General features: G+C 48.5%; 13 protein-coding genes. 3 read left to right on the top strand and 10 right to left on the bottom strand.

What is annotated here, in order from left to right:
* Window positions 1-234: 234 nt before the first annotated feature.
* From FP815_08880 to FP815_08850, 7 genes are all read right to left on the bottom strand, one after another.
* Entirely contained in the window at window positions 235-2,277 is a 2,043-nt protein-coding gene (locus FP815_08880; protein MBA3015054.1) for a response regulator, read from the bottom strand.
* Window positions 2,278-2,408: 131 nt separating this feature from the next.
* Complete coding sequence (locus FP815_08875; GenBank protein MBA3015053.1) at window positions 2,409-5,048, bottom strand: PAS domain S-box protein; 2,640 nt, start codon at window positions 5,046-5,048, stop codon at window positions 2,409-2,411.
* Window positions 5,045-6,925 carry a hypothetical protein gene (locus FP815_08870; protein MBA3015052.1) on the bottom strand — a complete coding sequence of 627 codons (1,881 nt, stop codon included), beginning with the start codon at window positions 6,923-6,925 and terminating at the stop codon, window positions 5,045-5,047. The genes FP815_08875 and FP815_08870 overlap by 4 nt, the downstream gene beginning before the upstream one ends.
* Window positions 6,926-6,986: 61 nt before the next feature.
* A complete protein-coding gene (locus FP815_08865; GenBank protein ID MBA3015051.1) occupies window positions 6,987-8,006 on the bottom strand; it encodes a hypothetical protein in 1,020 nt (339 codons plus the stop codon).
* A gap of 49 nt (window positions 8,007-8,055) precedes the next feature.
* Window positions 8,056-8,304, bottom strand: a complete 249-nt coding sequence (locus FP815_08860) for a response regulator (protein MBA3015050.1) — start codon at window positions 8,302-8,304, stop codon at window positions 8,056-8,058.
* Complete coding sequence (locus tag FP815_08855; GenBank protein ID MBA3015049.1) at window positions 8,273-9,025, bottom strand: arginyltransferase; 753 nt, start codon at window positions 9,023-9,025, stop codon at window positions 8,273-8,275. Before FP815_08855 ends, FP815_08860 begins: the two co-directional genes overlap by 32 nt.
* 3 nt (window positions 9,026-9,028) lie before the next feature.
* Window positions 9,029-9,430 carry a hypothetical protein gene (locus tag FP815_08850; protein ID MBA3015048.1) on the bottom strand — a complete coding sequence of 134 codons (402 nt, stop codon included), beginning with the start codon at window positions 9,428-9,430 and terminating at the stop codon, window positions 9,029-9,031.
* Window positions 9,431-9,950: 520 nt separating this feature from the next.
* Between FP815_08850 and FP815_08845 the strand changes: the two genes are divergently transcribed.
* Entirely contained in the window at window positions 9,951-10,430 is a 480-nt protein-coding gene (locus FP815_08845; GenBank protein MBA3015047.1) for a PilZ domain-containing protein, read from the top strand.
* A 22-nt stretch (window positions 10,431-10,452) separates the two neighbouring features.
* Here the strand turns inward: FP815_08845 and FP815_08840 are convergent, their stop codons facing one another.
* The 3 genes from FP815_08840 to FP815_08830 all read right to left on the bottom strand — a co-directional run bounded on the left by FP815_08840 (window position 10,453) and on the right by FP815_08830 (window position 13,474).
* Window positions 10,453-10,860 (bottom strand): response regulator, encoded by a 408-nt coding sequence (locus FP815_08840; protein MBA3015046.1) that lies wholly within the window; start codon window positions 10,858-10,860, stop codon window positions 10,453-10,455.
* 249 nt (window positions 10,861-11,109) lie between these two features.
* Complete coding sequence (locus FP815_08835; GenBank protein MBA3015045.1) at window positions 11,110-12,594, bottom strand: hypothetical protein; 1,485 nt, start codon at window positions 12,592-12,594, stop codon at window positions 11,110-11,112.
* Between the two features lie 103 nt (window positions 12,595-12,697).
* Window positions 12,698-13,474 carry a phosphate ABC transporter substrate-binding protein gene (locus FP815_08830; protein ID MBA3015044.1) on the bottom strand — a complete coding sequence of 259 codons (777 nt, stop codon included), beginning with the start codon at window positions 13,472-13,474 and terminating at the stop codon, window positions 12,698-12,700.
* Between the two features lie 591 nt (window positions 13,475-14,065).
* Between FP815_08830 and FP815_08825 the strand changes: the two genes are divergently transcribed.
* Window positions 14,066-14,302 carry a hypothetical protein gene (locus FP815_08825; protein MBA3015043.1) on the top strand — a complete coding sequence of 79 codons (237 nt, stop codon included), beginning with the start codon at window positions 14,066-14,068 and terminating at the stop codon, window positions 14,300-14,302.
* 15 nt (window positions 14,303-14,317) lie between these two features.
* Complete coding sequence (locus FP815_08820) at window positions 14,318-15,052, top strand: GTP cyclohydrolase I FolE2 (protein MBA3015042.1); 735 nt, start codon at window positions 14,318-14,320, stop codon at window positions 15,050-15,052.
* Window positions 15,053-15,061 lie beyond the last annotated feature (9 nt).

Raw genomic sequence — 15,061 nt, 5'->3', positions numbered from 1 at the left:
TATTTTTACTCATGCAACTCATTATCTAGCATGTTTTTATAGTGTTAAAATGAAATCGGAGCAACTGGTATTTTAAATATTTTTGTATTGGTTTTGTGCTAGGTTAGTGGTGTTGAGAGGTATAAATTTTACTCGTTTGGTGCAAGCAGGAAATAAGGACAGCAGTGGCAGGAGGAGAGATCTCGGAACAATAAGTGAGTTGTTGGCCCGATTTGATCCATGATTGGGAAGGTGTCAGGTGGGGAAAGGGAGTTTTTGGGAGTCCAGAGAATGGCGGATCACCTGACAAAGGTTATAGGCAGGTACGGGCTTGGTCAGATAGGCTAGAACTCCGGCCTTGAGCGCATTTTCCTTGGTGATTTGGTCGTTGAATCCGGTGCAGAGGATGATCGGCAATTCTGATCGGATGGCCAGGCAGTTTTTTGCTAAGTCCATGCCAGACATCTTGGGCATGGTCATGTCGGTCAGAAGAAGGTCAAAGGCAGCGGGGTCGGCCAGAAAGAGGGTTAATGCTTCCTGTCCGTTATTGGCAACAGTAACAGTATATCCTGCCAGTTCGAGTATTTCGTGGGCAAATTGACGGACCAGCTGTTCGTCGTCAACCAGGAGAATTCGCTCTGTTCCTCGTGTCAGGGTTTGATCAATGACTGGGGCTGTTACTTCAATGGGGCGTGATTTGGCGGCTGGCAGCCAGATGGTGAAGGTCGCACCTTGGCACTCCTCACTTTCGACTGAAATAGCGCCGTTATGGCTTTGGATAATGCCATGGATCAAAGCGAGGCCAAGGCCTGTGCCGACACCCTTGTCCTTGGTGGTGAAGTATGGGTCGAATATTCGTTCCTTGACCTCTTTTGATATGCCGCATCCTGTGTCGCTGACCGTTAGTCGGACGAATGTCCCCTCTTCAATGCCTAGCCGGCGAGATGCCTTGGCCGTCAATTTTTCCTGATCGAGATAAACCGTTAATTGGCCTCCATCCGGTGTCATGGCGTGATAGGCGTTGGTACACAAATTCATTATAATTTGGTGCATCTGGCCTGGCGCTGCTTTGACAGCGCAGTGGTTAGTGATTTTTAAGCTGAATTCGATGCTGGTGGGGATCGAGGCCCGCAGAAGTTTCATGGCTTCACGGCAGATGCTGGATATATCAACGACCTTTTTTTCATCGCTGCTATGGCGACTGAAGGTCAGAATCTGTTGGACTAAGTCCTTGGCTCGATGGCCAGCCTGCAGAACCTTGTCAAGCTTTCGCTGGGTAGTGGGAAGGTTTATGAGTTCGTTTCTGGCCATTTCTGAATAACCGAGGATACCGGTCAAGATATTGTTGAAATCGTGAGCGATTCCACCGGCCATGGTGCCGATGGCCTCTAGTTTTTGCGAGTGGCGGAGTTGGCTTTCGAGACGGATGCGCTTTGCTTCGCTGTCCAGACGTTCAAGCTCGCTGGATGTCCGGACAGCAGCCAGCTCAAGAAGGAGATGGTACCGATCGGGAGGGGTTAATTTTTGCCGAGACATGAAGGATAAAATGCCGATGGTTTCTTGATCTTTGTTTTTAAGAGGGATGCCGAGATAGCTTTCAGCTTCCAGAACAATCACATGGCGCGCGTTAGGAAATGATCCGCTAAGGTTGTTAGTAATCAGAGTAAGGCCTTTGTCGATTACCTTGGCACAGGGAGTGCCGTGGAGGTCGTAGCGGATATTGCCTAATTGGCGATTGTCAGCGATAAAGGCCATTGTTTCGATAGACTGCCCTGGCTCAAGTCTGCCAATGATCCCATGCTCGGCGCCTAACCATTCGCCAATGCCAGTCAGGATATTGTTGAAGGCCTGATAGCCGGTTGCTTGCGCCATGCCTTTGAGAACGGCCTGAATAATGCGTTCGCTATCTTCTTTATCTTTGAGTATAGCTAGTTCCCGTATAGAGCGATCAACGGCGTGGCCTAATCGTTCGAGTTTGTCCTTGACAATGAAGTCGTGGGCGCCAGCCTTCATGATTTCGACAGCCGCTTCTTCACCCACGGCCCCGGAAACTAAAATGAAGGGAGTGTGAGGGTATTTTTTTACCTGTTCGAGCGCTGCGATCCCGTCAAAGTCGGGCATAGCGTAATCAGAGAGCACGATATCCCAAGATTCTTCATTGAGCGCATTGTTGAGGTCCTGCGGGGTTTCGACTCGCCTGGAGGTGGTTTGATAGCCGAATTTATGTAAGCTTCGGATAATGAGGAGCGCGTCATCGTCATTGTCTTCTATCTGTAATACTTTGAGCATTTTTTTCATGATGATTTCGTGCTTCAAATTTAATGTAATTATTCAGCTGTCATGCATGGTTGCAGTATGATCGGCGAGTGTGCATACAGCTGCTTATCGTTCACTATGTGGTAAGAAACGAGCTGGATAGTGGTTAAAAGTTAATCCCCAGGGGATACTGTAAAATAAAACGTTGCTCCTTCTCCTGCCTTTCCTTCGGCCCAGATTTTTCCTTGGTGGAGGTGAATAATTCGTTGTACCGTTGCCAGGCCGATCCCGTTACCGGGAAATTGGTCTTCTGGGTGAAGGCGTTGGAATGGTGTGAATAATTTGTCGACATAACGCATGTTGAAGCCTGCGCCGTTGTCCCTGATAAAGAATGCGGTCTGGCCGGTGTCATTAATATTAGCAATCCGTCCTAGTTCGATTCTGGCACTGGCAGTTTTTTTCGAGTATTTCCACGCGTTGGCAAGGAGATTGAACAGCGCCGCTCTGATCATTGTTGGATCTGCCATGATCTCAAGATCTTGAACAATATGCCACATTACCATACGATGTGGGGATTCCGCCCGTATTTCTTCACTAATTTCAATCGCCATTTGTGAAAGATTGACTTTGTTTCGTTTAAGTTCAAACCGGGACAGGCGTGAGAGATTCAGAAGGTCGTTTATCAGTGACTCCATCCGTGAGCATCCAGATCTGATTCGGGCGAGAGAGTCATGAGCCTGAGGGGGAAGGGTCGAACCATAATCTTCATAGAGAGCCAGGCTGAACCCATCAATGGCCCTGAGAGGCGCCCGAAGGTCGTGGGAAACTGAATAGGAGAATGAGTCGAGTTCCTGGTTGGCGGCGGTAAGTTGGGCAGTGCGGGCCTCAATTCTTTGTTCAAGATTTTGATTGAGGGATTTCAGTGCGTCTTCGGTTTGACGGCGGCGGATAATTGAACCGATCATGGTGGTGGCGGTGATCAGGATGGCCTCGATCATGTGATCTCGAGGGAGGGTAGGTTCGAGGTAAAGGACTACTACCCCGATGATTTCTCCCGCTACTGTATGGACAGGCAGGCAGTAGTGGCCATGAATGGCCATACCCGGATAGTTCATTTCGTGGCGTGGGTCGTGACAATCTGCAAAAATTATTTTTCCGGATTGGGCGACACGCCCGCAGAGACAGGCGCCGAGAGGCAGCAGAGCACAGGAAGTGATGACCTGGCTGTCGATACCGCGTTGGGCTGCCATGGTCAGGCAGTGGGTGTTCTTGTCGATCAGGAAGAAGGCAGCCTTGGGTTGAACACCGATCCATGAAAGATTGATGAGGTGGCCGATGAAGCGGTCCAGCAGTTCTGGTAGTTCGATGTTGAGCAGGGCAAGTTCCAGGATCATGTTAAGGAACTTGGTGGCCCGTGTTGCTTGGGTCAACAGCGCTTCGGCATGATGCTCCTTACTCAGATTGGAAATGAGCAGGGTGAGTCCCTGCCAGTGTCCTGCTGCGTCGATAATTGGTTGTCCTTTGATAACAGCAGGAATCAGTGAGCCGTTTATATGTTGGATGTGGTGATCGAGGGAGTCAAACTCTTTCTGGTCGGCCAAGGCTTGTGCGATGTCGATGTTGAGGGTTGCCCCTGCATGCCCTTCCAGCACGGTGGCGAGCGGCTGGTTGATCAGTCGGTCGGCATCAAAGCCTGTCATTTCCTTGGCCCTGTGATTGGATGCGGTGCAGATTCCATTGGTGTCGCAGGTCAGGACCCACTCTGTCATGGTGTTAAACAGTGTTTGCCATCGTTGGTGGTATTCACTTATTATTTGGCGTTGTTGGGCCAACTGGTAGCTCACCTCTGTAAGAAACTGCAGGTGTGTGGTCATTTCATCGTCGTGAAAGAGTTCTGGCTGGTAGTCGAAATGGCCGGAGCGAATTGACTTCATTATCAAAGAAGCGTGGTGCTGGAACAGGTGAAGTCGTTTGCGGATCAGCCCAAAGGTCAATAGTATGGTTGCGATGAGGGCGAGGAGGATGAGGCATATTAGTGAGTTGCGCCAAGCTTCTTTCGTGGCAAGCGAGGAAGAGATGGAGTTGATCGTTTCTTCTGCATGGGTCGTGAAGACGGTAGACATTGTGCTGAGCATTTGTTCTTGAGTGCGTATTGAAACTTGATTGTTGACGCTCTGATGATAATTGTTCTGGATGGTTTTTAGAGCCTTGTTGACGGAGGGATCGGAGATTTCGTAAGCAATGTCTTGAAACAGGGCCTCAATCGTTTTCATCTGTGAGGTGGGGGCTTCTTTTTTGGGTGTGTCAACGACCAGCATGGTTTGGAGAAGTTCAAGGTTTTGCTGGATAGTTTCATCAAAGGAAGTGGTTGGGAGGGAGATTCGCTGATTGATCAGGGCAAATAGTTCCTGATTGATCTGGTGATTTTTATGGTATTCATTGACAGAGGAGAGCAAGTTGACATAGGTATCACGGAGTGAGTCAAGCTGCTTTACCAGGCTTGGTAAATAGGATTTTCCTGTCGATGTTTGTTCTCGCCCAAGGGTGTCGATTGTCCATGCCAACTGTTTAAGGGTGAGGAATGTTTTTCGTGCAGTTTCGACAGGGAGGGGGGAAGCTGTAATTGATGATTCCTGGTTTTGGAGTAATTGAAGTTTTTTTATCTCGAGTTGAAGATTGGTAAGGGACGTTCTTACGTGGGTCATTTGGGAGTTGTGCCGGATGCCGGAGATGACCAGAACTCCTGCGCAAAGCGCCAGGATAGCCATGGCAGAAAAGAGAGTAATGAGGCTGCGGCCAAGAGCGCTTTTCATGTGCAGGGTAATTGTTCCGTGTCCGGAAGGGTGAAAAAGAAGCTGGCGCCTACGTTTTCTCGGCCGTGGGACCAGATTTTCCCTTGATAGCGATTGATAATCCGTTGGGCTATAGCGAGGCCGATGCCGTTGCCTGGGAACTGGTCAGGAGAATGAAGCCGTTGGAACAGGGTGAAAAGTTTGTTGGCATAGACCATGTTGAAGCCTGCGCCATTATCTTTAATGAAAAAGACGCGTTCGCCTTCTTGTTCCCGGCTGCCGAATTGGATGATTGCCTTGTCGATGTGGCTGGTGAATTTCCATGCGTTGTTGACAAGGGGTTCCAGCAAGGCTCTCATCAGGCGGGGGTCTGCCTGGATTGATGGCGTTGGCGCAATGACGGTGGCGACTTGCCTTTCCGGATTGTTGTGCTTGAGTTCTGTCAGCACCGACTGGACAATGTCGCTCAGGTTGATGGTGCTTACAGTCAAAGCGCAACGGGATAGGCGTGACAGATCAAGGATGGTATCAATGGTGTCACCTGCTCGGAGACAGAATTCTTGTATCTGGTTGAGATATGCCCGCCCCTGAGTGTCGAGGCGATCGCCATACTTTTCGCGCAGGGCGTGTGAAAACCCTGCAATCCCTTGTAATGGTGTGCGTAAGTCGTGGGACATGGCAGCGATTAGGGTTTCTAATTCGTTGGTTGTGTCGGTAAGTTCTTGGGTTCGATGTTGAACGATTACTTCAAGTGATTCGTTGAATGTGTGCAGTTCGCTTTCAGCTTGTTTGCGTCCTGCTATTTCTTCCTTGAGCCTGACAACTCGGGTGTGAAGGGCATTGCGTGCGGTTTCTGCAGATTTTGCCGAGGCAGAGAGCTGTCGGCCAATGATATGAACTAGAGATGCCCCGACCAGGCTGACAATCAGAATCAGGGCTGTTATGGTATAAATTGTATGGGTTGTCCGAGAGAGCAATTCGTTGCTTCTTTGTTCGGCTTTTTTTAAGGACACCAATATCTTTTGGTCGACCTCGTTTAAGAAGTGGAGAATGTCATTTCTGGTTCGTGCCGCTTCTTTTGATAGGTAATTTGCTGAATTTATGGAGTTTGTAAGCTGTTTGACCGTCTGCAGATATGGTGAGATCATGGCGATGATTGTTTCTGTTTCATCAGAGATGGCGGGGTCGGCTGAAGTTATGGTGGATAAAGTTTGACGAAGGTTCGTAATGGCAGAGGTGAGACTTGTTGATGGTATTGTGGTTTGATCATGGTAGATGAGCTTAGTGGTGTCGTGGTCGTGTGCGGCTTGGTCGACCAGGATTTGGGCGTGGAGGATCTGCTCGCGACAGAATGGGATCAGGGCGGTGATCTGCAGGAGGCCGGTGGCTTGATCTCCTGTTAGCACTTGTTTCATAATGAGCTGGCCAAGGTGGTCCTCAATGGTGGCAAGTTTCTGCAGAAACAGGCGGTTATATGAATCGATATCCATGATATTTTTGCTTATGGTGATTTCGTCATCAAGGAATTGGCCAAGAGCGCTTCGGTAATTGTGAAAAATATTGATTCCTTGGTCCTGACGTAAGAAATTATCGCTGGTACTTGCTTCCATGATCAGGTTGTCAAGATGGCTCAGGATGGTTTTGCTGCGGGTAATGACGTCTTCTGGGGCATGGAGATAGGTGCTGTGGATGGCTTGGGCTTCTGAGTCGAGGGTAAGAAAGGACCTGCCAAGCATGAAGCTCTTGGCCGCCATTGCCACATTATGATTAACCTCGGTTTGAAAAAGTTGCCGCAGGCTTGATACGGTTCCCAGGATTATGGCGAAGGTAATGGCTAGGGCGGCCAAGGAGAGCAGATTCGTGGCGATCAACCGTCCCAGGCTGGAACGGTTTGCCATGACGGTGTAGTTATTGAAAGAGAGTGGCACAGATATAGATATATTTGGTATTGGTTGTAGGTTATTGAACCAGTGTTGTGCCAATCAATACCATGGGTTTGAGCTTCAACCCCAATCGGTAAGCTGTGGTGGCATTGATCATCCGTTGACCGTTTTGGTTCTCGGTAACAGGGATATCGGCAGGACTCTTGCCCTGGATGATGTTCTGCGCCATGGTGCCTGCAACCAGTCCTTGTTCTAGGTTGATCTTGGCCACTCCGCACAGGATCCCGTCTTCTATCTCATTTTTGGAGGCGCCGATGCTTGGCTTGTTCCAAGTTCTAGCTGTCAGGGCCATTGCGGCGCTTTGTTCCATTTTATTGCCGGAATCGTCATTAATCCCTGCCAGATTAAGAACGAGCAGGGCATCATTTTCTTCTTCAAGATTTTTTAGAGTGGCAAGAAGCTCGGAGCTTGAATTAACCGCGGTGAAACTGGTAATCGTGATGCCGTAGTCTTTTTCTTCTCGTTTGAGTTGGGCAAGGTTGGTGGCGTTGGTCGGGGTGTCTCGATAGATAATGGCGATTTTTTTTATTCTTGGGTCAATGAGTTGAGCCAAGCCGATGCTCTGGCGATAGTGTTTTTTTTCAATAATGCCAGTTGTTTGAGTGTTAGGGTAGCCGTACTGGCTGGCACTGTCATTGACTCCACAGAACACGACTGGAGTTGGTGTCTTGCCAAGTAGATAGGGAAGCACGAAGAGTTTTTGGGCAGCGTCGTCGGCGGCGATCACCACATCGGGCTTTAATTCTTGGTAGCGTGTGTATGCGTTTTGTGCATTGCCTGCAGCCAGATCCGGGTGGTTTTTTGCGTCCAGATAATAATAGTGAATGCGTTGTCCGGTGAGTGCATTCTCAATGCCCTGAGCAATCTCGCGCTCTGAGTTGTTCTTGTCGTCATAGCTCATGATGACGAGAACCGAGCTTTGTTTCACTTCGTCAGCGTATGCTAAACTAATTGGAGAGAGGGCGAAAATGGAGCTTGATATCAGTAGGAAGATAGCCCTTGTCATGTGGTTGATTACGATGGTCATGGTCTTCATCTAAAAGATCTTTATGTGATAATCTGTGGGGAGTGTGCTTTCATCGCAGCTAATAGCTCTCCAATTGGTGGATGGCCTCAATGCCATTGATCTTGGGAAGGTTGAGATCGAGAAGCACAATGGCAGGTAGGGGAATGGTGTGGCCGGAATAATTCCCAGTGGTTGACAGATAGTCCAGGGCCTTAGGGCCGTCACGAAGGACTGTCACTGGACTTGAGATATTGTGTGTTTTTAGCGCCCTTAGGGGCAGAAGCACGTTATCGGCGCTATCTTCTCCCTGCAGACTTGATTTGTTCATGTTGGAAATCCTTGTTTGTCAGGGGCTGAGGCTTCATTTGCCATTGACCATCCCACAGGAGATAATGGGGTTTAAATTGTGCTTTGTAACGCATTGAGGCAATTTCTTCAATCCAGTATCCTAAATAGACATAGCGAATCTGATAGGAAAGGGCGTAGTTGATCAGGGTGATGATGTTGAAGGTGCCGAGGCTGCGCTTGGATATGTCAGGATCGAAGTAGAAGTAAACACAGTTGATGGCCTCAGGATAGAGGTCGATAATCGAAACTCCGATCAGGTGATCTTGGTCTCGAAATTCAAGCTCATAAGTAGCGCCCAGGCTGTTGATGAAAAATCCGGCATAATAGTCAAGTCCTGAGCTGGCTTTTCCGGGGAATCTCCTGCGAAGAAATTTGTCGCAGAGCGCGAGTTTTTCGGCAGTGATTTTGAGAGGGGCGATGGTGGCAGTGAGATCTTGGTTTCGGGCCAGGACCCGTTTCTGATTTCTGTTTGGTTTAAATTGTTCGGCCACCAGGCGGATTGGCACACAGGAGCTGCAGTCGGGACAAACCATGGTGTAGAGGTAGTTGCCATTGCGCCGGAACCCAGCATTTAGGAATAAGGACATTGCCCTGTCCGGCATGTGCCCGAAGTGTGCTTGGCGGTAGATAGCTGTGAACGGCAGGCCGTATGGGCAGTCTACCTTAACGTCATGGAACTGTTTGCCTAAGATGCTTCTCACCGATCATCCAAAGTTGAGGGGAAGTGTGTGGTGGAGTTGGGCGATGAAGTTGTCCAGCTCGTTCGGCATGCCATCTTTATGGTCCTCGGGGCAGAGAAGAACGGCCATGTAGAACACGCTGTCCACTTTGAGCGCTCTTTCTGCCTCATAGGAGAAGCTGCCGATTCGTTCCTGTGTTAAAGCCCTGATCTGGGGAGGAAGGCTCACGAGCGCTGCTGTTTCATCCGCAAGGTCGCTAAGTAGAATAGCCTTCTGCCGCATGCGGTCTCGGTACCCTGAGTTGTCTCCTGAGTCATAGAGGAGTTTTTTCGCCTCGTCTTCAAGGCGGCAGATCTCTTTTGCTGTTTTTGTAAGGATTGTTAGGAGACGGTCAGAGTCAGATAGGGTGTCGTGTTGTATTGTCATTAGGGATGTCCCGGGTTCATCCCACTTTGTGGGATAGTTGCCTTAGTCTCTTGTGGGGGATGTGCCTACAGGGCAAGGCCGGTAGAAATCCATCACTTATTTCTTAAAGAAAACTTGACATGGTGATATTAGTGCTGGCATTATTAATTTGATACTCTTTTTATACAATGATCCTGCTTGTGGTCTGTTCTTGGTTGATTTCCGATCTTATTCGGAAATAATGTAACAGATTTAATGAATTGATTGAAGATTTTCTGTTATTGTGCCGAATATTGTTGATAGAACTTTCGGGTGTTGAGATAGCGTATATTGGGTCAGCCTTTCTTGTAGAGAATGACCATCTGTTCCGACGCTGACGTTGGTGTTGATAAATGAAAAGAAAAGTGAAAACTAAGTGGAACTGTTCTGGTTGATGAAGGGCCAGATCTTAGTCTTTGGGGAAAAATACTGAAAATTGCGGGGATTTGTACAGTCTTTTTTACTCACCGAATAGTTTCCTAATTGAGAAAATGTTCCAGGCATGATTTTAATTAGAGTCTTTTTCACCAACAGGCCATGGGAGGCCTTTGGTAATTCCTGGAGACGTATTCTTATGGTTAGTGATGCAGTAGCCCTTGATGATCAGAGGAAGAGCGAGCGGTATCGGGTTGGTGGTAATGCGTATGTATTGCTGAAACAACCACAATACAAGGAACTTGGCAAGATTATCGATATCAGTCAGACCGGTGTCTCTTTTCTCTGTATTAATGAGGGGGAGTGGGATACTGCCCCGTTTGAGATTGATATCTTCATCGGTTTCGAACAAAATAACGCCATTGCCGAGCAGATTGTCCTGAAAAGTCTTCCACTTAAACCTATTGCCTATTGTCGAGACACAGAGGCTAATGGTTATAAGACGGGGATGATGCGTCGATGTGGAGTTGCTTTTGGTGCCTTGACGCCAGCGCAGCAGGCACGTCTTGACCTCTTTATCTTGCGTCATGGATTTGCTAACGCCTGATAGTGTCTTTCCGCTTAGAAGTTCAGCCGTTTATTGCCAGCCATCGTTTGAGTTTTCTGGAGTCTTTAGCCAGAACAGCAATAGCTCCTCCTTTTACTAATATATCGTTGTATTTTTGTTCACTGCTGTTGGCTAACACTGTGAGTTCTGGCTTTTTCTCGCGGAACTCCTTGAGCAGTGTCGCCCCATCGCCTTGCATGTCATTGAGATCAAGATCAAGAATGACTAATTTGATGTCGTGTAAATTGAACGCAGCCAATGCCTCGGCAAAGGTGTGGGTGATGTGGACTGTCAGTTCGTAGCCTTCATCGGTTCTGCGGATGGTCTCCAGCGAGGATTGGGTGTTGCGTGCAATATCATCGACGAGAAGGATGTGGTCGAATTTGGGGGGCTTTCCGTCAGGGGGCATTGTCCCAGTGAGTCGGACCATCTGGCTCTTTGGTGGAATGTGGTGAAGGGATGCGGTGAGTCCTGATATGAATTTATGAATAGCGCTTAACACTGAATGCCTATTATTCTCTTTCTGCGGGTTGCTGGTGTAATCTTGTGAACAAATATCTTGTCATAACCTACTATGCCAAAAAGAGATTGTTGCCTCCAGGGACTTGTCGATTTGTTCAATTGCACCTCTTGATTGTTGATGGGTAGTTAACTTTGTTGTCTGTGATTTAGCAGAGGCTTAAAAATCTTGGAAATTATCCTCGCCTTCATCCATGGGGATAATCGATTCTGGAGATGGTTTTTTTGGGGTGTGGGCAATTGCCTTTGTCGGGGAAGGTCTAGTAGCAGGAGGAGGAGATACGGGTTTTGGTTTTGGCCGATGGAGTGGAACGGCGGCTATTTTTGCAGGTGACGAGGGCATCTTTTTACTGGTGCCGATGACCTGCTCCAAACGTGAGATGACGAGTTCTAAGTTGCTGGCCTGACTGTGCATCTCTTCGCTTAAGGCTGCCGATTCTTCGGCATTGGCTGCGGCATTTTGCACTGCCGTGTCCATGAGGGTGATAGCCTTGTTGATCTGCTCAATGCCTTGGGCTTGTTGGTGTGACGAGGTGGCAATGCCGCCGATGAGGGAGTTGACTTTGATGACGTTGTCGGCAACCTGGGAGAAGGCGGTATGAGTTTTGTCCACTAACCCCGAGCCTTCATTTACTTTAGAGACTGTGCCCTCGATCAACTGAGCTGTATTCTTTGCTGCCTCAGCGGCGCGCATCGCAAGATTACGCACCTCATCGGCAACTACCGCAAATCCGGCTCCCGCTTCACCGGCCCTGGCGGCCTCCACAGCGGCGTTGAGGGCGAGCAGGTTGGTTTGGAAGGCAATTTCGTCAATGGTTTTAATGATTTTTGAGGTCTCTTGACTGGCACGGGATATCTCCTGCATCGCCGAGATGACCTCTGTCATTGATTGGTTGGCCTGGTTTACTCCTTGGTTGGCGGTGTTGATCAGTGATTCAACAGCAGTGGTGTTATCCGCATTTTGCCTGGTGATCGAGGACATCTCCTCTAAAGAAGAAGATGTTTGTTCCAAGGCTGCTGCCTGCGTTGAGGTGCCCTCTGCCAAGCTTTGACTGGTTATGGCGATTTGGGTAGCTCCTGAAGCAACCTTTTGCGATGACTCGTCAATCTCTTCCATTGCCTGGTAGAGGGGATTGATGCTGTTCCTGACGACGAAGAAAAGAGCAACTGCCGTCAACAGTCCTCCTATCAGGATGGCAGCGCCGGTAATGCGCTTGTTCTCGTTGTGTTGGGTTGAGAGTTTTTGTGTGGTGTAACTAAATTTAAGCCTCCCGACCAGGTTGTCACCGTCCTTAAGTTCCCGTTCAACGAGAACTGATTTGGATGTAGGTGGTTGTTCTTTGCTGTTGCTGGTAAGGGCAACACCCTTGGCATCTTGGAAGACAACCCACTCGATATCTGTATCCTTGACAGCTTCCTGGACAAAAATGTCGAGCGAGGGGTAGTCATAGTTGACTATATACGGGACGCTGATCTTTTCGAAGAGGGAAACCAGGGACAGCATCTTCGATTCCATGGCCTTCAGCATCAAGGAGTCGCTACGCATCATCATGAAGCCGCCCAGGCTCAAGAGCAGGAGTGCAGTCATGGTGATAGTTGACAGGAGGATCTTGGCTCGCAAGGTGGTGGGCGTCATTTTTGGCATAGTCTTTCTCTTGATAGTGTGGCGCTGAGGAAATTTGCGGTGCAGATCACAGTCTGATCTTCCTGAGATCTGCATCCTCATTTAAACAGTGGACTGGTGGTTATTACTTGCCGATATACTTCTGGCCCTCGCCTCTGATGAAGTCGAGTAGAGTCTTGACGCCACCAGAGGGTTCGCCCTTGGTAATGATGGTTATTGGTCGACCGACTTCAGGTATCTCTGGAGCGTTGATGGTATCGTCGACCACTGACATTGGGCCAAGGCAGACCGCTCCTGAAGTGGCAATGACTTTTTCCTTAAGGTCTGGGGCGGTGGTTCCCTCAACTGCCTCCTTGGTGTAGTCGGCTCCTGCCAGGATCTGTTTCTGAAACACGGCTTGGGTGCCGGGGATCTTGCTGCCCAGGAGGATGACTATCGGTTTGTCTGGTCCTCCGACTTCTTTCCAGTTTTTGGTCTTGCCGGTGAATATGGCTGTTAATTGTTCCTTGGTGAGACTTGTAACTGTTACGTCCTTGTTGGTCAGGACTTTGATCACATCCTTGCCGATGACTCTGGACTTGTATGCGCCCTTGTCCGGCATGGCATAGCCCTCTTTGTCCATCATCGACATCCAGTCCTGAAAGGTGAGGCCGCCGGCAGCAGCATCAATGGCGCCGTTGTCGAGTTCCTTGAGGGCTTGAGACGGACCGTTGGAGATGATTTTTATTGAAACTCCGGTGGCTGCCTTGAGAGGGTCTTGGATTTTGTTGAAGACGTTTTCGGTTGGGGCAGCGCCTGCGCCGATCTTGATCTCCTCTGCCATGGCTGTGGTCGCGATTCCAGTAGCAAGAATCATGGTCAAGGCAACTTTAAGTGAACCTGCAATCCATCTTTTTGACATAATTGGCTCCTTTTAATTGAGTTCTGGTTTTCACCTGAGGGGATTTTGAGTTTGCCCTTGGTGACGCTTGGTGGGTGTGAAGTTTTATTACTCCAAAGTAGGGGGTGGAAGTCTCTTGCCCGATATTTTTTCATGAACTCAAGTATAGCAATTTTTGTTTATGATGTGTTAGGAAATAATTTTTCCTCCCACCCTAAAAAAATAAGAAAAGTGAGGGAGTGAGCTTGGGCCATATCTATAAAATGCTGGAAAAATGTGACTATATTTGGTTAATAGTGTTGACGATATGAGTTGTAAGAATATGTGTCGATTGTATGATGGTTTTATGTTTCATGGGCGCGTTGATGTCTGGTCTTGCGGGCATTTTTCAGCGTTCGTAACTGCTCAGGTTAGCGGTTTACGGTTGACAGTTGACGGTGAATGATACTGCCAATGGCTGAGCCCACTCTGACACTGACATCATGCATTATCCGATGATTAATGACTAACCATGATTCTTGTAACCGTAAACCGATAACTGATTACCGCTAACCTGAGCAGTTACCAGCGTTCAATGTTTGCGCATTTCTAAATGATAATTAAGGTTTTTAAATGAGAAAAATTGTATTGTCGTGTGGTGTAGTTGGCATGATAGGATTGGTTTGGCTGGCGGAGTCGAGGGGCGGTTACGATCTCAATTCCAGGGATCTGGTCTACAATCCAGCAACCAGGGTCTATCAACATCAGTCGCAGGGGCAATTCGCCAATCAGTCCCTCGAACAGAAACTATTGACTATTCTGTTTATCAATCGTCACCAAGATCAGTTGGCTTCCCTTGAGTCGCCATGACCTCATGCTTTGGCTATGAAACTTACTAACGTTGGTATTGAGAATATCCGTCATCCCATTCATGTGTTGGAGAAGTCGGGGGGGCATCAGCAGACCGTGGCCAGCATTCGGATGCAGGCCAATATGCCTCGTCAGCATCGGGGGACTTGTTTGTCCACTTTCATGTCCATCTTGAGTGTCTATCAGGATGATATCCGTACTGAAATATTTCCTCGTTTGCTGACGGACTTGAGAAACGAACTTCAGGCGGATTCCGCTTCTATCGAAATGACTTTTCCATATTTTATTGAGAAGAGGGCGCCAGTCACTGGTACTCCATCCCTTATGGAGTATACGTGTGTTTTTGCGTGTGGCGTGGGCGGGTGTGCCGACTTGCAGGTGTCGATTTTAGTGCCAAGCACTACTCTCTGTCCCTGCTCCAAGGAGATCAGCCGGTTTGGCGCTCATAATCAGCGGGCTGAAATCGACTTTGCAGTAAAGTTCATTAATTTTATTTGGATTGAGGATCTAATCGCTTTGGTTGAGTCGGCTGCGTCGTGTGAAGTTTACAGTCTGCTCAAACGACCGGATGAGAAGTATGTCACGGAAAAGGCGTATGAGAACCCTATGTTTGTTGAGGACGTAGTGCGAAAGATTGCGGTTCTGGCCCGACAGCACCCTGATATTGGTTGGTTTTCGGTTGGGGTGGAGAGTTTTGAGTCGATCCACAAGCACAGCGCCTATGCCTATACCGACAGTGCCACCATGTAAGTCCTTGTG

The sequence above is a fragment of the Desulfobulbaceae bacterium genome, assembly GCA_013792005.1.
In the GTDB taxonomy this organism is placed as follows: Bacteria; Desulfobacterota; Desulfobulbia; order Desulfobulbales; family VMSU01; genus VMSU01.
The sequence above is the reverse complement of the archived record's forward strand: the minus strand, read 5'-3'. Positions and strand labels throughout refer to the sequence as shown.